17 protein-coding genes and 2 pseudogenes are annotated in these 21,724 nt (G+C 32.6%); 5 read left to right on the forward strand and 14 right to left on the reverse strand.

Annotated elements, in window-relative coordinates; all coding sequences use genetic code 11:
* Positions 1-26: 26 nt before the first annotated feature.
* Entirely contained in the window at positions 27-1,358 is a 1,332-nt protein-coding gene (locus tag KA900_RS10220; RefSeq protein WP_096811163.1) for a TcaA NTF2-like domain-containing protein, read from the forward strand.
* 216 nt (positions 1,359-1,574) lie between these two features.
* On the opposite strand, the gene KA900_RS10225 is transcribed toward KA900_RS10220, so the two are convergent.
* Positions 1,575-2,315, reverse strand: coding sequence for an SDR family NAD(P)-dependent oxidoreductase (locus tag KA900_RS10225; protein ID WP_210139553.1), 741 nt, complete (start codon positions 2,313-2,315; stop codon positions 1,575-1,577).
* Between the two features lie 223 nt (positions 2,316-2,538).
* The gene (gene mgtE / locus KA900_RS10230) at positions 2,539-3,885 is read right to left on the reverse strand and encodes a magnesium transporter (RefSeq protein ID WP_481906338.1); all 1,347 of its coding nucleotides are present in this window, start codon (positions 3,883-3,885) and stop codon (positions 2,539-2,541) included.
* Between the two features lie 388 nt (positions 3,886-4,273).
* On the opposite strand from mgtE, the gene KA900_RS10235 reads away from it, so the two are divergent.
* Positions 4,274-4,861, forward strand: coding sequence for an undecaprenyl-diphosphatase (locus KA900_RS10235; RefSeq protein ID WP_096823963.1), 588 nt, complete (start codon positions 4,274-4,276; stop codon positions 4,859-4,861).
* Between the two features lie 409 nt (positions 4,862-5,270).
* On the opposite strand, the gene KA900_RS10240 is transcribed toward KA900_RS10235, so the two are convergent.
* From KA900_RS10240 to KA900_RS10250, 3 genes are all read right to left on the reverse strand, one after another.
* Entirely contained in the window at positions 5,271-5,435 is a 165-nt protein-coding gene (locus KA900_RS10240) for a hypothetical protein (protein ID WP_182478059.1), read from the reverse strand.
* 59 nt (positions 5,436-5,494) lie between these two features.
* Positions 5,495-6,916 (reverse strand): APC family permease, encoded by a 1,422-nt coding sequence (locus tag KA900_RS10245; protein WP_096823964.1) that lies wholly within the window; start codon positions 6,914-6,916, stop codon positions 5,495-5,497.
* Positions 6,917-7,529: 613 nt separating this feature from the next.
* A complete protein-coding gene (locus KA900_RS10250; protein ID WP_096811168.1) occupies positions 7,530-7,826 on the reverse strand; it encodes a hypothetical protein in 297 nt (98 codons plus the stop codon).
* Positions 7,827-8,196: 370 nt separating this feature from the next.
* Here KA900_RS10250 and KA900_RS10255 point away from each other — a divergent pair, with 370 nt between their 5' ends.
* The 3 genes and pseudogenes from KA900_RS10255 (at position 8,197) to KA900_RS10265 (ending at position 10,578) form a co-directional block, all read left to right on the forward strand.
* Complete coding sequence (locus KA900_RS10255; protein WP_096811169.1) at positions 8,197-8,433, forward strand: FeoA family protein; 237 nt, start codon at positions 8,197-8,199, stop codon at positions 8,431-8,433.
* Positions 8,426-10,416 (forward strand): annotated as a pseudogene (gene feoB / locus KA900_RS10260) (ferrous iron transport protein B). The gene KA900_RS10255 and the pseudogene feoB overlap by 8 nt, the downstream one beginning before the upstream one ends.
* Positions 10,417-10,428: 12 nt before the next feature.
* Complete coding sequence (locus KA900_RS10265) at positions 10,429-10,578, forward strand: FeoB-associated Cys-rich membrane protein (RefSeq protein ID WP_096811171.1); 150 nt, start codon at positions 10,429-10,431, stop codon at positions 10,576-10,578.
* Between the two features lie 214 nt (positions 10,579-10,792).
* On the opposite strand, the gene KA900_RS10270 is transcribed toward KA900_RS10265, so the two are convergent.
* The 9 genes and pseudogenes from KA900_RS10270 to KA900_RS10310 all read right to left on the reverse strand — a co-directional run bounded on the left by KA900_RS10270 (position 10,793) and on the right by KA900_RS10310 (position 21,526).
* Positions 10,793-12,388 carry a BCCT family transporter gene (locus KA900_RS10270; protein ID WP_411756584.1) on the reverse strand — a complete coding sequence of 532 codons (1,596 nt, stop codon included), beginning with the start codon at positions 12,386-12,388 and terminating at the stop codon, positions 10,793-10,795.
* Positions 12,389-12,709: 321 nt separating this feature from the next.
* Complete coding sequence (locus tag KA900_RS10275) at positions 12,710-13,141, reverse strand: universal stress protein (RefSeq protein WP_096811173.1); 432 nt, start codon at positions 13,139-13,141, stop codon at positions 12,710-12,712.
* A 265-nt stretch (positions 13,142-13,406) separates the two neighbouring features.
* The gene (locus KA900_RS10280) at positions 13,407-14,081 is read right to left on the reverse strand and encodes an MgtC/SapB family protein (protein WP_096811174.1); all 675 of its coding nucleotides are present in this window, start codon (positions 14,079-14,081) and stop codon (positions 13,407-13,409) included.
* Positions 14,082-14,389: 308 nt separating this feature from the next.
* Complete coding sequence (locus tag KA900_RS10285) at positions 14,390-15,889, reverse strand: tripartite tricarboxylate transporter permease (protein ID WP_174221774.1); 1,500 nt, start codon at positions 15,887-15,889, stop codon at positions 14,390-14,392.
* A 12-nt stretch (positions 15,890-15,901) separates the two neighbouring features.
* The gene (locus tag KA900_RS10290) at positions 15,902-16,345 is read right to left on the reverse strand and encodes a tripartite tricarboxylate transporter TctB family protein (protein ID WP_096811175.1); all 444 of its coding nucleotides are present in this window, start codon (positions 16,343-16,345) and stop codon (positions 15,902-15,904) included.
* Between the two features lie 13 nt (positions 16,346-16,358).
* Positions 16,359-17,339 (reverse strand): tripartite tricarboxylate transporter substrate binding protein, encoded by a 981-nt coding sequence (locus tag KA900_RS10295; RefSeq protein WP_096811176.1) that lies wholly within the window; start codon positions 17,337-17,339, stop codon positions 16,359-16,361.
* 268 nt (positions 17,340-17,607) lie between these two features.
* Positions 17,608-18,966, reverse strand: coding sequence for a glycerol-3-phosphate transporter (glpT, locus tag KA900_RS10300; RefSeq protein ID WP_096811177.1), 1,359 nt, complete (start codon positions 18,964-18,966; stop codon positions 17,608-17,610).
* A gap of 262 nt (positions 18,967-19,228) precedes the next feature.
* A pseudogene (locus KA900_RS10305) lies at positions 19,229-19,797 on the reverse strand (helix-turn-helix transcriptional regulator).
* Positions 19,798-20,071: 274 nt separating this feature from the next.
* Positions 20,072-21,526, reverse strand: a complete 1,455-nt coding sequence (locus KA900_RS10310) for a carbon starvation CstA family protein (protein WP_096811178.1) — start codon at positions 21,524-21,526, stop codon at positions 20,072-20,074.
* Positions 21,527-21,724 lie beyond the last annotated feature (198 nt).

Here is a 21,724-nt window from a genome sequence, read left to right on the forward strand (position 1 = left end):
CCCAATCACTATTAGGAGGAGAGAAAATGAAATATTGTAAAAACTGTGGCGCTCAGGTCAAAGATAATCATAAAATCTGTACCCAATGCGGTCACCCTCTTCAAAGTCAAAACGTTACACCCAAGCACAATAAAAAGAAATATCTGATTATAGGTATTATTGTAGTCATCATTGTTCTTTTATTTATTTTGTATAAAATAATGGCTGCAACTTTATCACCAGAAAATGAAGCTAAAACAATTTCTGAAGATATAAAGAAAGGTGATACTAAAAATTTAGCCAACCACTTAGTATTTAATGATAGAAATTTGAGTAAAGAAGAAGCTAAGGCTTTTTATAAATATATTGTAGATGCTGATAACCCAGATAGAATAGCAAACGATATTGAAAGTAAAACGAAACATATGAAAGAAGACAAAGTTAATGCTACTTCAATAGACGTAAACGATACTGAAGCGATTAATATTCATAAAAATGGGAGAAAATATGGGATGTTTAATAACTATGACTTTGAAGTCTCGAAGCAAAAAGTCTCTATTAACCCAGAATCTGACAGTAAAGTTACATATAAATACAATGATAAAAAACGTAAAATTAAATTATCCGAAGATGATTCAAAAACCTTTGCTACCTTACCTTTGGGAAACTATAAATTAACAGCACAAAAAACGGTGGATGATAAAAAATTTGATGGTCATCTAGCTATCAACATGTCTGATGACAATGAAGTACAAGAACAATTTAATGAAAAATATCTCGATATTAACATTGATGATAGTGAACTAGATAGTGATACTACAGTAGATTTATACATTAATAATAAAAAAATGGCAGCTCAAGATGATTTTGAAAATGATTTATACGGCCCCTACCAATCCGACGATAAAATAGAGGTATATGCACAAGCACATGTTGATGATAAAACATTCAAATCTAATGTAGTTAAAGTACCTCAATCTGATGAAAGCAACGATCCTGTATCTGTTGATTTATCATTTGATAACGACAAGATTAAATCACATCAAGAAAATGAAGATATAAAAGAAGATGTGCAATCTTTCATGGAAGATTATACTGAAGACTTGAATGAAGCATACGAAGAAGAAGACTATAGTTATATTTCTAGCTATATAAAGAGTGGTACTGATACAGCTGACCATATGAAACAGGTAGTGAAGTCTGGTAACGAAGCTGATTACTCAGATCCAAAAGTCGTTAAATATAGCAAAAAAGGTGACACCATTACAATTGAATTAGAAAAACAAGACAAAGACAATCATACAATTCATTCACAATACGTACTTGATTATGATGATTTATTATCTGATTTTAAAATCAAAAACTACACTGATATTTAAAATAACCGCATTCCTTTAACAAAAGCCTACGATATAGGAAACTGATAAAATTTTATTATGTCAACAGCCTTGAGATAACTACATTTTCAAACTAATTTACGAGTGGTAAGATTAAAATAATTTAAGATATCAATTAATATACTTCCTCTAAATTGCACGCTAAAAAGTGAAAATTTTAGAGGAAGTTACTTTATACTTGAAACTCATTTTTATAATCTAACGACCCGTAGTCCAACCGCCATCAACTTTAATTTCAGCTCCTTGTACATAAGAAGCATCTTCTGAAGCTAAAAATAGTGCTACATTAGCAATTTCTTGTGTTTTCCCTGCACGCCCTTCAGGGATGCTTTTTAATCTCTCATCTTCAATACCTCCTGTCATCGGTGTTTCAACGAATCCCGGAGCAACTAAGTTTGCTTTAATACCTTTATCTCCAAAGTCATAAGCTAGCTGTTTAGTAAAACCGCCCATCGCATGTTTGCTTGTTACATAAGTGTTACCGCCTGCGCCAGCTACAAATGTAGATTGAGAACCGATATTAATGATATTACCTTTTCCTTTTTCTAAGAAAATAGGTAAAACAGCGTTAGTAAATAAATAAGGGCCTTTGACGTTAACAGCTATTAATTGATCAAATGTTTGTTCATCTGTTTCTAATACGTCTTTATATGCATCATGGACACCCGCACCATTATATAAAATGTCAATCGTGCCATAGTGATCTAGTACTTTATTTACACATTGATCCACTGACGTTTTCTGTGTTACATCAACTTGTATGAATGTGGCTGTACCACCATTATTTTTTATTGATTTCACAATGGCTTCACCTTGATCATTTTTTAAACCACTGACAACAACTTTGGCTCCTTCTTTTGCAAATAATTTAGCAGTCGCTTCCCCGATACCAGACGTACCACCAACTACAACAGCGACTTTTCCTTTCAATTTGTCCATATAAAAACCTCCTTAACGATGTCAGCCATTGTATTCCCTTTTTCGTAAATTATAATGCTTCCTCTTGGTTAAAATAGAAAATAAATCGCGAAAAAAGCAGAAATAGGCAATCAAGCTAAACATATTGATTACTTATTTCTGCTTCACCTCATAACATTCATACTTTAAACTTCATTAAAATAAAGTCATCGTATGATTGTTTACACCTATGTGTATGATCTAGTTATATTAAATAACTCATAAATGAAGTTGCTAACGTAAAATAAATTAACATACTCACAATATCATTTATTGTAGTGATAAACGGTCCGCTTGCAACAGCTGGATCTATGCCCATTTTATTCATAAATAATGGAATCACTGAACCAATTGTTGTGCCTACAGTCATCGCAACAGTTAAACTAACTGCAACAATCGTAGCTAACAGTGGTTGACCATATAAAATGACAATAATTAAAAACAGAATTAAACTGCAGACAAATCCTGAAATAAAGCCACTACCTGATTCATATAAAGCATGCTTGAATTTATTTTTATGCTTCATATCTCCTGTGGAAATACTTCTCACTGATACTGCAAGTGATTGTGTTCCTGTATTACCTGACATACCACTAATAATAGGTATAAATGCTGCTAATAGTGCTACTTTTTCAAGTGTATCTTCAAATGAACCTAATATTGTAGCAGTAATCATCCCTAAGAAAGTGAGCAATATTAACCAAGGCAAACGCTTTTTAGCTGTTTTAAAGATAGACTCTTCTTGATACTTAGCATCATCAATACCAGCTAGTTTTGAATAATCTTCGTTCGCTTCTGCTTCAATGACATCTATAATATCATCTACAGTAATAATACCTAACAAATGCTTTTGGTAATCTATGACTGGGATTGCTATTAAATCATAATCTCTAATATCTCGGGCGATATGTTCTTGGTCTGTTGATACATCTGTATGCACCACATTTGTACTCATAATTTCACTAACTGAAGTGGATGGATCAGCATTAATAATATCTCTTAAAGACATGACACCCACTAACTTATGATCATCATCTACTGCATAAATAGCATAAATAGTTTGAGCATGATATGACTGGACTTTCACATGATTAAGCGCTTCACCTACACTCATTTTCGTAGACACAGAGACATACTCTTTGGTCATAATGCCTCCAGCAGTTTCTTCATAATAATGCATTAATGATTTTAAAACAGCTGATTTATCCTGCGATACTAACGTTAATAACGTAATGCGTTTCTCTTCGGACAATTGGTTTAATATATCTGCAGCATCGTCATCCGACATATGTTGTAATATTTCACTTGCATAATTCACATGTATCTCGTCAAAAATAGCTTCATATTCATCTTCGTTAACGTCTAAATAACCTAAAAAATTAGCCACTTCACGAGCAGAAAGTAACTCATAAAGTTTTGCTCTGTTTTCTTTGTCTATTGATATAAAAAATTCACTCTGCTCATACGGATGTATATTTAAAAATGCACTTCTAAATTGTGAATATTCATTTTGTTCTAATAAACGAATAAGAAGACTTTCGTTTTCAATCATAATACCGCTCCTTTTAAAATTCATGTGGAACCATCATTACTAAAATCGAATAGAAAAATCAATCGCGTTTTCTTAAAAGTAATAGTTGGTTAGTATCTTTGTTTTTAACGTGCGCTTGGTTTATCAAAACAAAAAGTTAAATTCCTTAAAGTACCGCACTTTTTCGTTACGTAAAAACTTTAACCTCTAGTTAACCAAAATGATATACAAATAGCAATAGCTAAATAATTTTTTCAGTTTAAATTTTATTGTTAATAATATTTTTGTATTGCAGATTAATAGTAAGATTGAATAATTAGGTTTAGTTAAATTTTTTAATTTGATATAGTAGTAGTTTCGGTATAAATATTCAATTAATAAAATCAAAAAATTATAAGAAGGTGTTATGATGGATTTATCAGAAATCAATATGGAACTATTCAAAGCTATCAATCATTTAAGCTATCAACTAGAATTGTTAAATCCTTTAATGATATTTTTAGCTAAATATATGGAGTATATTTTAATTGCTGGCGTGATTATTTATTGGTTTACTCGTACTAAAGAAAATAGAATAATGGTGATAAGCGCAATAATATCATTTATTGTTGCTGAAATATTCGGTAAATTATTAGGAAAAATTCATTCAAATTTTCAACCATTTGTAGAATTGCAAAATACTAATAAACTCATTGATCACGTGATTGATAATTCTTTTCCTAGTGACCATGCCATACAGTTCTTTTCTATTTGTATTGTTTTTTTATTTTTCAAGAAAAACTTAAGATATATTTGGTTAGCCTTAGCGATACTTGTGGCAATTTCGCGTATTTGGGTAGGTGTACATTACCCGTTAGATGTCATAGTAGGCGCGCTATTAGGCACCATTACAGCATTATTATCATGTTGGGTTATCCCTCGTGTTCATTTTATTGATAAACTATTAGCACTATATGTAAGAGGAGAACAATATGTTATAGATAAAGTGACTAATTAAATAGTAGACATCTTTGTTTAACGTTTCCTTGCCTTACAGAAAAGCGCAAAGTAATTGTTGATTTATGGACTTTCATTTTTAATTAGCAAAGATTTTTATGGTAAGCAACGCGTTTATTTATAATGAGTAATATTCAAATATTAATTAACTGTGATGCCATTCATTTCAGTTTCCATATAAATAAAAGAAGCATCTGAAACATTTATATATGTCCAGATGCTTCCTTTATTTTAACGAGTCAAACTAAGAAATAAACAATGCTAGCGAAACGGCTAAAAATAATACACTTGATAATGTATACAATTTTTTATTTTTAAGCATGTTTAACATTATACAGATAAACCCAGAGATGCATAAAATCCCACAGAAGTTATCAACAAACTTCATAATGTCATGCTCTCTGCATTTATTAATCTAAAATTTGAAGTACTGTCATTATGAACGTCAATACGCACGCAATTAAAACCACAGTTTTGGCACTTTCACTATTTTGATTACCCTTTTTATAATCTCGTAGAACAAACAGCCATGAAACGATGACTAAAACGCCTAAGATAATGCTAATGAATTTCATTTTATCCCTCATTCTCAGTATTTTTAACAGATATTGTAACCTTTAGCGTATTGATATGGTTATGCTTTGTTTTTAGCATTTTTTAACAGATAAAATACATAATATAGTATGCCAATACAGAACCAAATGAATGTGTAAATTTTAGCTTGATTACTTAATCCCCAGAAAACTGCAAACACACAAATAAAAATAATAATTGGCATTACCGGATAAAATGGTAATTTAAATGCCGGTTGAGGAAGATCTTTGCCTTCTCTTTTACGTAATGCAAAAATTCCTACTGTGACAAACATAAATGCTACTAGCGCACCTGCTGAAATTAATTGCGCTAAAAAGCCAAATGGAAATACAGAACCAATAATAATCGCAACGATAGATAATGTAATTAATGCATGATTAGGTAGATTTTTCTTGTCTAATTGACCTAACCAAGAAGGAAGCATACCATCTCTACCAAATGAATAGAGTAAACGCGAACCAGCCATCATCATACCGATTAAAGCCGTAAACATACCAATCACTGAGACTGCCTGCACTATGACTGCAACAGTACTATGTCCGCTCATTCGTAACGCCCACCCCACTGGTTCAGCATTATCTTTGTATTGTGCGTAATCAAACATACCCACTAACACAAGTGACACTACAATAAATAAGGTTACTGCAATTAATAACGAACCTAAAATACCACGCGGCATTGTTTTTTCAGGATTAATCGCTTCACCAGAGTTTGAAGCTATAGAATCAAAACCTATATAAGCAACAAAAATAACAGAACTACCTGCGTATATACCTTGCCAGCCGCCAAAAGCACCAGCTGTAGTTGCTTTATATTCAGGGATAAATGGGACATAATGTCCAATATCTATAACTGATAAACCCACTACAATGAATAAGAAAATGGCTAATACCTTAAGGATAACAAGCGCATTTTGAACACGCGCTGCTTCTGATGTACCTCTATATAATAATATGGCAGTAATAATTACGACAACAGCCGCTAATAGATCCAAAATGCCGCCATCCGTGCCTAGAGAGTTAGACAGTGCATCAGGTAATGAGATATGAAACGGCTCTAATAAACCTCTTAGATTTGCTGAAAACCCTGATGCTACAAATGCAACTGCGATTAAATATTCTGCAATTAATGCCCAACCTACAATCCAGCCAAAAAATTCTCCAAACAAAATACTAGTCCACGTATATGCTGATCCCGCAAAAGGCATTACAGATGCCATTTCAGCATAAACAAATGCTACCAAAGCTGCTACAATGGCTGCTACTAAAAAGGATAAACTAACCGATGGACCAGTGTGGTCTGCTGCTACAACACCGGGTAATGTGAAGATAGCGGTAGATACGATTGTCCCGACGCCTAAAGCTAAAAAGTCCCTAACTCTTAATGTACGCTCTAAGTGATCATCCTTATTTTGGAATTTTGAAATATCTTCTTTTTGGAAGATTTGTTTAAATATACTCATTACTTTTCTCCTTGCTAATAATATACAAACACGTAATCCAGTATAGTGATTTTTAAATACGATGTATATAATATTTAAAAGGAAAATTTTATTGAACTTCTAATTGTTTAAATGATTTAGATATAAAATATCCATATAGTGCTGGTTATATTAACTATATATTGTAAATATCAATGTAATTGATGATAAACATAAAGGAAATGATTATTACAGTATGATAAGTTTAACTTGTAACACAAAACGTTAGCAATTTTCGACTTTATCGTATCATGTTGAACGGCATACAATACGGATATTTTGGTTTAAACTTAACTCATAAACAAGTTGAACCATCTTGATCACATAAATACTTAATTTTTAACCCGCTGGGATTCAACATTTCAAATACGAATTTGTCACCGCTTTATTAGACTTGGACTATTTTTTCAACATGCTTATACTAAATCTTTTCGGAGGCACAATAGTAAAACGCATGGAATCATTTCAATTTTTTAGAGACCCGTTAGTCTTACCTCTTATTTAAACACAAAAAGCTATTGTTTAAGCTGTTAAATGACTTAAACAATAGCGCTTTATTAGTAACACTTTCATTTCAATGCGTAGACTTATTATTTTACTTCATTCGATTTAAAACTTCTTGTTGGATGGTTTTTAAAGCTTCACTGTATGCTTTATTTGTACTTTCTTGCGCATTTATAATTAATAAATCTAATAGTTCTGCGTTATTCTTTTTACTTACTTCATGTTCAAATTGATGTAAGTGCTCTTCAGACGTTTTCGCATTTTGCTTTTCAATTTGATAATATTGATCAGCTCCCAAACCACCTTCTTCAATCATGACAGAAATACCACTTGAACGTGTTTCGTTTAAACGCTTTACTTTAATACGTTTATTATCCCGAATAACCATTGAAATCCCTCCTACTTAAATGCGCAATTGACTTATTTACAAGTATACTTAAATACATGATAATCCAATACATCTAATTACATTTGTTAACAGACTATTTGAGTACTACAAGGGGAGCAACGTCTCTTATTCATTACCATTAGTGATTATATATAGTGTAATATTACATCAAAAGAATAGCAATCTCTTTGCTCACTTAAATCTTTATATTTAATTAAAATTTTAAAAATAAAACGTCACAATTACACATGCAAAAGGTAATGATATTTAACAAAATATTCACAAAATTATATTTGCATCGACTTCTATTGTATTAAACTTAATTGTATAATCGATAATGATTATTCCCTTTCAAGAAAGAGTGAGTATGATGTTAAGTATTAATAGCGGAACATTAAAAAAGAACTACAAAATCAAAAATATTAAAATTAAAAATCAGCATATGCGCCATCGTTTAAATGCGCTTGGTTTAACCAATGGTACCAAATTAAAAATTAAACAAAGATGCTTATTTAAAGGACCTTGTATTTTAGAAGTAAATGGACAGTGTTTAAGTATTCGCGGTTATGATGCATGTCAGATTGAATTAGAGGCTTTAAATGAGTAACAACTATTGTATTTTAGGAAACCCAAATGTAGGTAAAACATCTTTGTTTAACGCACTTACTGGAACTTATGAATATGTAGGGAACTGGAGCGGAGTTACGGTAGAGAAGAAGGTAGGACGTCTTAAATCCCATATTGGAAACTTAGTCGATTTACCAGGTATTTATGAATTGTCACCGATATCTAAAGATGAAACGGTAGTGACAGATTACTTATTAAACAATGACTTTTCAGGCATGATTAATATCATAGATGCAAGCCAATTAAAACGTAATTTGTTACTTACAGTCCAACTTATGGAATTGGGTGCACCTTTAATTATTGGCTTAAATATGATTGACGTAGCTACTAAACGTGGTATTCATATTGACCAAAAAGCACTCATGAAAAAATTAAAACTGCCTTTATTACCTATTTTTGCTAGAAACGGTAAAGGTACGCACCAATTACTAGATGCATTAAAAGGACATACACTATCGAGAAATAAACCATTGAAATTAAATTATGGTGAAAACGTTGAATCTACAATTTCATCTATTGAAAAACATTTAGCAACTTGTCCAACCATTGAAAAAAGATTATTAAGATTCATATCGATACAATTTTTATTAGACAACCCAAAGATTTACGATTTTCTTGACGACGCTGTATTGGCAAAAATAAAACCATTACGCGGAAAATTGTCAGAAAAATTAAATAATTCAATTAGAGATGTCATCCAAAATACTCGAAATATTTATATAGATAATCTGTTAAAGGATACAGTTGAATATCCTAAAGAGGATAAACAATATTTTACTAATCGCGTTGATCGCATTTTAACAAATAAATATTTAGGCATCCCTATCTTTTTAGGAATTATGTGGCTTATTTTTCATATCACGTTTACTTGGGTCGGGACGCCTGTCTCTGATGCGCTAGATGAGTTTTTAGGTGGCTCATTTACAGATGCTGTATCCAACCTCATGGATAAAATCGGTATCGTTGATTTCTTACAGGATTTAATAACAGACGGTATTATAGCTGGTGTAGGTGCAGTACTTGTATTCGTACCACAATGGTGCTTTTCTTCTTTATTTCACTTCTAGAAGACTCTGGTTATATGGCACGTATCGCAACGCTCATGGACCGTATTATGGAATACTTTGATCTTAGCGGTAAATCTTTTATCCCTATGATTATTGGTTTTGGTTGTAATGTGCCTAGCATCATGACCGCACGTAGTATTGAAAGTGAAAAAGAACGATTAACGACTATTTTAATCGCCCCATTTATGTCTTGTTCAGCTAGATTACCAGTTTATGCACTATTTGTAGGTATATTTTTCGAAGCACATCAAGCGCTTATCGTACTGAGTCTTTATGTGCTAGGCATTGTTGTCGCATTATTAACAAGTGTATTACTAACTAAAACTGTGCTAAAAAATGATGATTCTATATTTATCATCGAATTGCCTACTTACCGACTGCCATCTATTAAGACACTGTGGAGAAGTACTTGGGAGAAAGCTAAAGGTTTTGTTAAAAAGGCCGGGACTTTTATATTTGCTGGCTCAGTAATGATATGGTTATTAAATTATACAGGCCCGAGTGGTTTTAATGTGGATGTTGATGATAGCTTTTTACACTCAATCGGGAGTCTCTTTGCTGTGTTAGTTGCACCATTAGGGTTCGGTTCATGGCAAGCAGGTGCTACATTAATACCTGGATTCTTAGCCAAAGAAGTCATTGTAAGTTCAATGGCTATCATTTATGCATCTGACGAATCAGGACTGGTTAACGTAATACACAGTCAATTCACACCGCTATCTGCATATTCATTTATGATTTTTATATTATTATATATTCCATGTTTATCTACTGTTGCAACGATTCGTAAAGAAACATACTCATTAAAATGGACAGTACTTGCAGTAGCATATCCATTAATCACGGCCTATTTACTTTCCTTTATCTTTTATCAAGTTGGACTATTATTTAGTTAAGGATGTGATGAAATGTCAGTTATTATCAATGTGGTAATCTTTTTAGCTATCTTTAGTTATGCAGGTTACACACTATGCCACTTTTTCAAAAAATCCAAAGACGGAAAATGCAGTTCTTGTGGATCTAAAAACAGATGCAATACAGAAAAGAAAATGTTATAAAATTAGAATATGATGCTTTCCTTTTCTGTCATCCAAAAGGTCTAGTATAAGTGAAAGACTACAAAATAAAATAATGTGCTACACAAGTATGTAGATTCAGATTTAAAAGCTTTTAAATATAAAAATGCACCTTCATTCTAAATGAAGATGCATTTTTATTTTGAGTATGGCATTTATATCCCAGATACTCTTTTTTGTTTAACTATAATAGCAATTATTCGTTTTTATTTTCAGCTCTTTGTTCTGCAATTCTCGTATATTCCTCTAATCTGTGTTTGTTTGGTGAAAGTGTTAAACCTAGGAATTTACGCTCTTTGTTCGCATCTTTGTAGAAGCTGACCATCATACAGAGAATGATGACTGAGAACGGCAAGGCTGTCATAATCGCCATATTTTGAAGTGCATTTAGTCCATTATCTCCACCCGAGAATAGCAAGATAAATGCAATCAAGGCTTGTGCAATACCCCAAATTACTTTAATAAATACTGAAGGGTTTAATGAACCAAATGTTGTTTGCATTCCTAAAACGAATGTCGCTGAATCGGCAGACGTGATAAAGAATGTTGCAATTAATAACAATGTTAAAATTGATATGATAAAACCAAGTGGTACTTCATTAAATACACCAAACAGCGCAGTTTCTGGTGGCATATCAAATATTTTTGGTTTGTCTTTAGCAGTTTCAATACCTAAAACACCAAATGCCGCAAACCATACTAAACTTACAAGTACTGGTGCTAACATAACCCCAGAAACGAATTCTCTAATTGAACGCCCTTTAGATACACGTGCAATAAATATACCAACGAATGGACTCCAACTAATCCACCATGCTAATTGGAAGAATGTCCAAGATTTCATCCATTCATTTTTTTGTGGATCTAATGGCGCAGTGTCAAACATATTAAAGAGTAATGAATTTAAATATTCACCAGTAGAACTAGTTAACATATTTAAAATTAAAATTGTTGGTCCTACGATAAAAATAAATAATAAAATAATGCCTGCAAAACCAATATTAGCGTTACTTAAATATTGAATGCCGCGACTTAAGCCTGACCACGCACTAGCTAAGAATAAGATTGTCACGACAATGATGATAATACCTTGCGTTACAATATTATTTGGTATACCAAATAAGTAGTTCAAGCCACCTGCGATTTGCATTGCCCCTAAACCTAGAGATACTGCTACACCACCGATAGTAGCAAAGACAGAAATCACATCAATAATCGTACCAAGTGGGCCATCCACTTTATTTCCGAAAATTGGACGCAATGTTTTTGAAATTAATGCAGGTTCGTTTTTTCTAAATTGGAAGTACGCTAGTGCTAATGCTACAACACCATAAACTGCCCATGCGTGGAATCCCCATTGCATGAACGCACCCCTTAATGCTTCTTTATAAGCAGTTGCTGATTGAGGTTCACCAGTAGGCGGTGACACAAAGTGACTGATCGGTTCAGCTGCTCCCCAGAATACTAAACCTATCCCCATACCAGCACTAAATAACATCGCAAACCATGAAATTGTATTAAATTCTGGTTTATCTTCCGGTTTACCCAATTTCAATTTACCAATTGGGCTAAATATTAAGAAGACACAGAAGAAAATCATTAGCGCTACAATAACCATATAATACCAACCAAAATATTCAGTAATCCAACCAGTAATATTTGTTCCTATTTCATTAAACTGATTTGGAAAAATAGCACCTAATAATACAACGATTGCGATAACAATAATACTATAAGTAAAAACAGAAGACAGTTTCTTCCCACTCGCATTATGTTGTTTATTTTCCAAAATGAGTAACCTCCCTTATAATTGAACATTAGCAGAATAACAGACTTTATGTATTAAAACAACAGCAGCTAAGGGAAATTTGTGAACACAAAAGTCTATTAACCCTGTCATGAAAGGGGTTTTGAAAGAAAAATAGTTTCTACCTAATTTGTAAAATTTTATAATTATTAAAAAAACACATTGATATTTTAATTAATTTAAAAAATTAAAAAGACTAGTAACGTAATTTCTATGATTACGCTCTAGTCTCTAAAAATAACCATCATCAAAAGTCATTTTTTGTGCTATTTCATCTACTAATATTCTATATTGTGCAGATTCAATCTATTTCACAATTAACACTGGTATAGGGCTTCTCTTAGCCACTTTATGCGTCACGTCGCCTAGTACATGTTTAATATCTATGCTTACACGATGGTTACTCATTACAACTAAATCAAATTCCCCGACATCTATATCTCCAAATTGAATTCTCTCAAGAATAGTGTCTTTGACAGGGCCAAATTCGATGGCCACTTTATAATTAATACCTAATGCTTTTAGTTTTTCAAGAAATGGAGCAAGTGCTTCTTCTCTTTCTTTTATAATGTCTTCTTTATGTTTATTTTCATATCGTACACTTGCTAATAAATCATTTTCAGTCATCACGTTATGAATGACTACAGTAGATGTTTCCTCAACTAATTTAGCTAAATTCTCTGGAATGTTATCAAAATCGTTCTCAAAAGAGTACGGTAGTAAAATATTTTTATACATAATAAATCACCTTTCTTAAGTTAACGAAATCAAAACAATATGAATCAGTTTTGTCGTTAAAGTATTTTTTGGTGCCACAATACTCATTTACTAATAAATTAAATTACGCTTTAATCACGTAACTATCTACTTAATAGATTAAACTAGCCAATGCGCTATATTTATTATAGAAATTAGTAGTATATCCTTATTATTTAATTACCACCTTTTTATATAAATTATTCATTAAATAACCATTATTATTGAAATATATTGCTTTATCGACTCATTGCTTAATGACTGCACTAATATCTGTTAGTTTGAATAATGTTTCAATAAATAGATTACTATTGTATTTTTTTGAAATTGCTTTTCCAGTAACATTTAAATATATTGTACCTTGTTCAATGCGGTTAATACTAAAAGTAATGTCTGATACATCATGTTGTTTTAGTATATTGTCAATATCTTGTTTAACATGGTTTGAGTAATTTGCTTTGATATAAAAACGAATCGTTTCTTTTTTGATAAACATTTGGTATAAGTGATTTTTTCTTAAAAAGTATTGAATCATTACGATTAATATTGTCGTTATCACACCAATAAAATAAAGTCCTGCACCTAAAGCCATACCTACGCCTGAAGTTATCCATAATCCAGCCGCAGTTGTTAAACCATCGATACTTTGATTTTTAATTAATATCGTACCTGCACCTATAAAACTGATACCACTTACTACTTGTGCTGCAATTCTTGAAGGATCTAAAATAATATCATGTGCATTTAAAATATCATTAAAACCATATTTAGAAATTATTATAAAAAGCGCTGACGCCGCTGCAACTAAGATATGCGTTCTTATGCCAGCTGCTTTTAACCTTTGCGCACGTTCGTACCCGATGATTGAACCACAAATAACAGACAAGAAAATTCTCAAAAATAAATCTAATTGAAATAACATAATATCCCTTCTCTTATAAAACACCCACGCTGACGAGGATTCGCAAAGTGATTCAAACTATCTCTCCAGTAATTATCACTTCTTCCATTTACATACTTATTAACCTTATTTACATCATCTAAATCATTTAAGACAATTAAATTGTTAATCAAACCCTTAAAAAACAAAAAAAGAGACCCGGTTAGGTCTCTGATTATCTATAAAGCATTTCAATTCTCGTATGCTTTTACTTTAGCTAATCTTGCTAAAGTAAGGATATGAAATATATTGAAAAGGACCATTTCTATCCTATGCTACGCTTAACAGTATTAATTTTTTATTTTCAAACGTTTGACACCTTTTAATATTAACGGATAAAACAAAGCAAGTAGGGTCATTAATGTTAATATAATACATATTGGCGAACCAATAAATATATCACCTACATTATTATTACTAACGATTAAACTTTTACGGAAGTTTTGTTCCATATCCGAACCAACAATAGCTGCTAAAATTAACGGCGCCATAGGAAATGCTAACAATTTCATTATCAATCCTAAAATGCCAAAAATAACTAAAATATATAAATCTGTCACGCTATAGCCTAATGTATATGTACCGATAAATGCGAGCACCATAATAAGCGGATATAATACTTTTGGTGGCGTACGTAAAATTTTTAACAATAACCCAATTAACGCGATATTTAAAATAACTAAAAAAATGTTACCAATAAACATACTATTTACTAAAGTCCAAATCGTCTCTGGTTCATTTTCAAACAGTAAGGGACCTGGCTGTAACCCTAACATAACTACTGCACCTAAGATAACCGCTGTTGTACCTGAACCGGGAACACCCATTGTTAATAACGGTATTAAAGCGCCTACAGATGCTGCGTTATTCGAGGCTTCAGGTGCGGCTACGCCTTCAATTTGTCCTTTACCAAACTTTTTTCCATTTTTTGATATTTGCTTCTCAGTAGAGTAACTTAACATAGCTGCAATTGAACCACCCGCGCCTGGTAATACACCAATTAAAAAGCCTACTGGGCTTTGTCTAAGCATAGCCCCGCGTGTCATTTTCCAATCTTTTTTAGTTAATTTCATAGAACCTAAATCAGCTTTAGGTGGTTTTAATGTATCTAAGTTTAAATAATTAAACAGCACTTCAGCTACTGCATATACACCAATAATAACTACTAAAAAGTTGATACCTTCACTTAAATGTGGTAAATCGAATGTAAACCTGTATATACTTGTTTGTAAATCTACCCCTACGGTACTAATAATTAAACCAATACTCATAGCAATAAAGCCTTTAACCATTTTCCCTAGAGATAAAGTGACAATAGCGGAAAGCGTAAATAAGAATAATAAGAAATATTCTTGTGGACCAAATTTTAACGCAAATTCAGACAACGGTTTGGCTAAAATAATAAATCCAATAACAGCAATAATGCCACCGAATAAAGAAGCAATGGCTGAGATTGTTAGCGCTTTACCCGCTTCGCCTTTCTTAGTCATTGGATACCCATCAAATGTGGCAGCGATTGCTGATCCATCACCAGGCGTATTTAACAAGATCGAACTTCTTGAACCTCCATACATTGCGCCATAGTATATCGAAACCATTAAAATCAATGCGCTGACTGGTTCCATACCAAAGGTCACAGGTATTAACACTGCTACTGCTGTCGCAGGCCCTAATCCAGGTAACATACCAACTACAGTGCCTAAAAATCCCCCAATCAAAACCCAGAGAAGGTTCATTGGATGTAATGCGGTTGACAATCCATCTATAAAACTATTGATATCTATCCCCATTTATTTACCCCCTTATGGTAGACTTACGTCTAATAATTGTGAAAATGTGTACCATGCAATACCAGAAAAAATCACTGTCACTAAAATATTTTGCAGCCATCTTTGATATCCGTTGATTAAAAACATAATAGCGCCTAAAAAGAGAACCGTTGAAACTAGGAAACCTAAGCGTTCAAATATAAAAGCATATATAACTGCTAAAATAATCGTTAAGATAATACGAATAAACGTCGCTTTTTCGAATAGTTGAGAAAAAGCTTTAAACGTTAAATGCCTTTTTCTATATTCTTGAATAAAATAGATGCAACTCATCACCGTCAGCAATATACCTAAAAGCATTGGAAAATACATTGGACTATTAGGATCACCAATATTTGATTTCTGTAAATTTAATGTCAACGTGATATAAACGATGCCAAATATAATTAATAATACTGGAAATACAAGTCGTGACATCCTTTCTCCCCCCTTATTTTAAACCTGAGTCTTTAACAAGTTGTTTATATTTCTTTTGTTGTGATTTTAAGAATTTTTCACTTTCTTCACTATCTTTATAAAAATTTTCCCAATCATTATTTTTTCTTATTTCTTGCCAACTATCTGACTTAACGACTTTCTTCATCGTTTCATCCCAGTACTTGCGTTCAGCAGGTGTCATATCTTTAGGACCCATCACACCACGCCAATGCGGGAATACAACATCTATGCCTTGATCTTTCCATGTTGGCACATCTTCAATACCTTTAACTGGTTTATCTGACGTAACAGCTAACATTTTCAATTTACCAGTCTGATGCTGTTCTTTAACTTCTGATACAGCAGTTGAAGCAACGTCAACATGACCACCTAATAATGCAGTCTGTAAATCACCGCCACTTTTATAAACTAAAAAGTCAAGTTTATCAACGTCAACACCATACGCTTTAGCCGCTTGGACAAATGCTAAGTGATCGTTATTACCTAATCCAGGTGCAACACCAATCGTTAATGATTTAGGATCTTTTTTAAGTTTTTCCATCACTTCTTTACCCGAATCTAAGTTAGATTGGTTAGAAGCGGTTAAACTTATCCATTCTGTTGCTAAAATAGCGATTGGCGTAAAATCTTCTGTACCTAAATCACTAAGCCCCAACTCTTTATTTGATAACAATAAACTTGAGTTAATTGAAATCGTATTAGGTGAGCGTGATTTTAAGTACTGCCAGCCGACTTCGCCACCGCCACCTGGTTTGTTAATCACATTAATATTTTGTTCAGTTAAGTCATTATCAATCATAATTTTTTGAACAGCACGTGCAGTTGTATCCCATCCCCCACCTGGAGAAGCTGGTGCAACAATTTCTACTGTTTCGTTAGGAAATTGTTCTTTTTCAGCACTTGATTCTTTCTGCTTTCCACAAGCAGAAAGCGTGATTAACAGTGCGATTATGAATATCCCCCACTTTTTCATAAAAATCCCCCTTTATCTGAAAGCGATTACATATGTTATTTATATTATCAGAAAATTCTAATAAGTTAAATAGAAACTTATATAATTTTTTTATTTTATATACAAAAAAGGGCGAGATAGAAATCAACTAATAAACATTGATTACTATTACGCCCCTTTCGATATTTTTTAAATGTAAAAGTTTTTTATATTATTCATACCATAATGCATTTTAATTTATAATCTAAATATTAAGCAGATATTCAAATTTTTATAAATCGTTCCAACCTTAATGTAATTGTTCTTGCCCACGTTTATTCCAAGTTAGGATAAAGCTGAGCATTGCTAGAATACTAATACCTGTTAACAAGACAAACCCAAAATCCCAACCAAAATGTTGCACGACAAAACCTAAAACTATATTAGCCATCACTGCACCGAATAAATAACCAAACAATCCTGTTAATCCTGCAGCAGTCCCAGCCGCTTTTTTAGGTACATAATCTAATGCTTGTAAACCTATCAACATCACTGGACCATAGATTAAAAAGCCTATTGCAATGAGAGACAAGTTGTCAAGCCAAGCATGACCTGGAGGGTTTAACCAATATATAAGTACGAAGATCGTTACCCCTAACATAAAGAAGAATCCCGCAGGTCCACGACGACCTTTAAATATTTTATCTGAAAGGTAACCGCACAGTAGTGTTCCTGGTATACCCGCCCATTCATATAAGAAATAAGCCCAACCAGATTCATTCAAATTGAATTGTTTCTCTTCGCTTAAATAAGTAGGCGCCCAATCTAACACACCATAGCGTACAAAATATACAAAGATATTAGCAAAGGCAATGGCCCATACCCATTTGTTATTTAATACATATTTAAATAATATCTCTTTTGTTGTTAATTCTGTTTCAAGCGTTTCACGTGAAGATGTTGAATAGTCGTTATTATATTGTTCAATCGGTGGTAAACCTTGTGATTGAGGTGTATCTCGAATTAAACAATACGAAATAATTGCGATAACGATAGCAAGCAATGCTGGATAAATAAACACGCCTTCAAAGCCTTTTAAATAACCAAAATTATACATTGCTGTCATAGAGATACCCCAAGTTGCGATGGGCGCCATAAGACCTCCGCCCACATTGTGTGCCACGTTCCAAATAGATGTTTTGCTACCACGTTCGCTTACACTATACCAATGTACAAGTATACGCCCAGAGGGTGGCCATCCCATACCTTGAAACCATCCATTTAAAAATAGCATGATAAACATGATTGTTATACTAGAAGTGAAAAATGGGACAAACCCTAATAATAAGTTTACTATTGCTGTAAGTATCAAGCCTAACGTTAAAAAGATACGCGCATTACTTCGATCACTTACAGTTCCCATAACAAATTTACTAAAACCATAGGCTATCGAAATCGCTGAAAGTGCGATACCAAGTTCTCCTTTGCTAAACCCGTCCTCAATTAATGAAGGCATCGCTAGTGAAAAGTTTTTTCTCAATAAATAATAACCCGCATAGCCGATAAAAATACCTAAGAAGACTTGTAAACGAAGTTTTTTATAGGTATCATCTACTTGCTCAGATGGCAATGGATCAACATGTTTTGCTGGTTTTAAAAAGTTAAACATACAATCACTCCTATCTCACTTTTAATCATTTCTTCTAATATTTTATTAATAATTTATTAACTTTATATTAATCACTCTTGATAGGTAAAGCAATACTAAGTTTCATATTTTAAAATTCTTCTCCTAGAAAAAATTTATTACTAATTTAATATGTATACTACTGATAGAATAGTTATCTTTTGTAGATGTCATAGCCAAATATTAAATAAAAACACCTTATAATAAACGTACAGTTCATATTATAAGGCGTCTTAATCATAACTTAATAGAGTAAACCAACTATGTATATACTGAGCAGCATAATGATAATAAACGAACCTACATAAAGTACAAAACTATAAATAAATGTTAAAGTATTCCGTAATTTGCTACTATGCACTTCGTTAGGGTCGTTTCCTTTCATAAATGCCACAACTCTATCATAGTTTGAATTTGATATGATTTTTTTAACGAATCAACTTTAAATGCTGCAATCATACTAAGTGCTATAAGTGAAATTTCAACCACTACGCCTAAAAGATTCGAATATAAAATAACTGGGCCTGCTAAAATGGCTACTAACAGCATAGGCCATGTCATTAAATGTGCCCATACGTTAAATTTAGCTTGTTTTAATTTTTGTTCCATAATCTCCACGTCTCCTTTGACTAAGTCATCTAAAGAAACTTGAAACAAAGAACTAAGCATTAATAAGTTATGTACATCAGGATAGCTTTTATCATTTTCCCAATTAGAAATTGTTTGACGTGAAACATATAATTTTTCAGCTAAATCTTCTTATGATAAATGATCACGTTATCTGAAATACTTAATTTGATGGCCTAGGTTCATTTGTTTAGCTCCTTCAATATAGAGAGTATAATGGTACTTTATTTTAGACTATCAAAATCTTTCAACATGCGCACTTTTTATAGTGACAAAATCCTTTGACACATTGATATAGCAGCATTTTAAGACTCACCTTAGACATACATAAAAGGAGTAGAATAGCAATTAAAACAATTCATTTAATCGCGTATACCACTCCAAAAATGGATTAGATTGCTCGTATCATGCTATCGCACATTTCAGATATAATTATGATTATAATTTAAAATTCAATATTTTATACTGTTTGTTGTTGGTATTGAATCGGATGGTCTAATTCAAATGTAGCGCCTGCAGTTAATTTTTTATATTGATAAGCAAAATAACCAATCCACAATATTGTTAAACCAAATGCTATGAAATAACTTAAATTAAGATCCAGCCCCAATCCAATTTTCTGACTTAAAATGTACGTGAAAATATTCCAAGTCATAAATACAGCAGGAATAGCTGCGACCCAAAAATTCTTTTTTGCAATGAGTAAATACATCGCGCCTACCCATAAAGCAACTACCGCTGTTGTTTGGTTTGCCCATGAGAAATAGCGCCAAAGTACTGTAAAGTCTACTTGAGTTAAACCAAAGCTCACAATAAATAAAGGTATGGCTACTATTACACGTTTTAACATACTACGTTGGCCATAATTTAAATAATCAGCAATAATCATACGCGCACTACGGAAGGATGTGTCACCGCTTGTGATTGGTAAAATAATAACGCCTAGTACTGCGATCGTACCAAATACAGAACCTAATAGAAGATGTGAGGCTTCGCTGACAACAAGCGCCGCTTCACCACGAGCTAAGATCTCGTTCAAGCCATTATAACCATTAAATAAACTCATACCTGCTGCTGCCCAAATCATCGCTATAATACCTTCAGCAATCATCATACCATAGAAAATAAAACGCCCATTTTTCTCTTTATTTGTCGTTCTTGAGATAATAGGCGTTTGTGTAGCATGGAAACCAGATAAAGCACCACAAGTAATCGTAAAGAAGAGCAATGGAAAGATTGGCGCGCCATCTGGATGCATATTTTTCAGGTTAATTTCAGGTATCGGTGCACCTGTTTGAATAAGACGGAATCCTATACCTACTGCACTAATTAATAACAATGCGCCGAAAATTGGATAAACGCGTCCAATGATTTTATCTATAGGTAAAACCGTAGATAAAATATAATAAACAAAAATAACAAAGATAATAATACCTAATGCAATTCGTCCATCTAATAAATTATGTAATAACAGTGCTGGACTTGTTACAAAAACAGTACCCGTAAGTAGTAATAATAAAATAGAGAAGATATTGACAAAGTGTTTCATGACTTGACCTAAAAACTTCCCGGCCAGTTCAGGTAAGTGTGCCCCTTTGTTTCTAATTGAAATCATTCCAGTCAGATAATCATGTACTGCTCCCGCAAATATACAGCCTACAACAATCCAAATAAATGCCACGGGTCCATATAGCGCCCCCATGATTGGTCCGAATATAGGCCCTACTCCTGCAATATTCAGCAATTGGATCAATGAGTTGGATGATGTTTTCATAGGCAAGTAATCAACATTATCGCGTTGATGATAAGCTGGTGTTGGTCTTTCTTCTTTAGTTCCAAACATTTTATCGATATATTTCCCATAGGTGAAATAACCTATAACTAATAAAATAATAGATACAATAAACGTAATCATATTATAGTCCCCCTTTGTATATATGTAAGCGTTTTCTTAATTTAATCACATATTTTGCTTTTCTACAATGCTACTTAAAGAATTTTATAGGCTTTTTGTTTTTATAAAATAGTGTTACATATCTTTTTCTAAATAACTTAAACTCAATAGTATGAAAAATGATAATAAAAAAGTACAACGCCGTTCTGACCTTTAAAC

Source organism: Staphylococcus sp. GDY8P120P, assembly GCF_017892065.1.
Taxonomy (GTDB): domain Bacteria; phylum Bacillota; class Bacilli; order Staphylococcales; family Staphylococcaceae; genus Staphylococcus; species Staphylococcus nepalensis.

Coding starts and splice junctions, on each gene's coding strand:
- KA900_RS10220 (WP_096811163.1), top strand. CDS start 27: ATGAAATATTGTAAAAACTGTGGCGCTCAGGTCAAAGATAATCATAAA.
- KA900_RS10225 (WP_210139553.1), bottom strand. CDS start 2,315: ATGGACAAATTGAAAGGAAAAGTCGCTGTTGTAGTTGGTGGTACGTCT.
- mgtE (WP_481906338.1), bottom strand. CDS start 3,885: ATGATTGAAAACGAAAGTCTTCTTATTCGTTTATTAGAACAAAATGAA.
- KA900_RS10235 (WP_096823963.1), top strand. CDS start 4,274: ATGGATTTATCAGAAATCAATATGGAACTATTCAAAGCTATCAATCAT.
- KA900_RS10240 (WP_182478059.1), bottom strand. CDS start 5,435: ATGAAATTCATTAGCATTATCTTAGGCGTTTTAGTCATCGTTTCATGG.
- KA900_RS10245 (WP_096823964.1), bottom strand. CDS start 6,916: ATGAGTATATTTAAACAAATCTTCCAAAAAGAAGATATTTCAAAATTC.
- KA900_RS10250 (WP_096811168.1), bottom strand. CDS start 7,826: ATGGTTATTCGGGATAATAAACGTATTAAAGTAAAGCGTTTAAACGAA.
- KA900_RS10255 (WP_096811169.1), top strand. CDS start 8,197: ATGTTAAGTATTAATAGCGGAACATTAAAAAAGAACTACAAAATCAAA.
- KA900_RS10265 (WP_096811171.1), top strand. CDS start 10,429: ATGTCAGTTATTATCAATGTGGTAATCTTTTTAGCTATCTTTAGTTAT.
- KA900_RS10275 (WP_096811173.1), bottom strand. CDS start 13,141: ATGTATAAAAATATTTTACTACCGTACTCTTTTGAGAACGATTTTGAT.
- KA900_RS10280 (WP_096811174.1), bottom strand. CDS start 14,081: ATGTTATTTCAATTAGATTTATTTTTGAGAATTTTCTTGTCTGTTATT.
- KA900_RS10285 (WP_174221774.1), bottom strand. CDS start 15,889: ATGGGGATAGATATCAATAGTTTTATAGATGGATTGTCAACCGCATTA.
- KA900_RS10290 (WP_096811175.1), bottom strand. CDS start 16,345: ATGTCACGACTTGTATTTCCAGTATTATTAATTATATTTGGCATCGTT.
- KA900_RS10295 (WP_096811176.1), bottom strand. CDS start 17,339: ATGAAAAAGTGGGGGATATTCATAATCGCACTGTTAATCACGCTTTCT.
- glpT (WP_096811177.1), bottom strand. CDS start 18,966: ATGTTTAACTTTTTAAAACCAGCAAAACATGTTGATCCATTGCCATCT.
- KA900_RS10310 (WP_096811178.1), bottom strand. CDS start 21,526: ATGATTACGTTTATTGTATCTATTATTTTATTAGTTATAGGTTATTTC.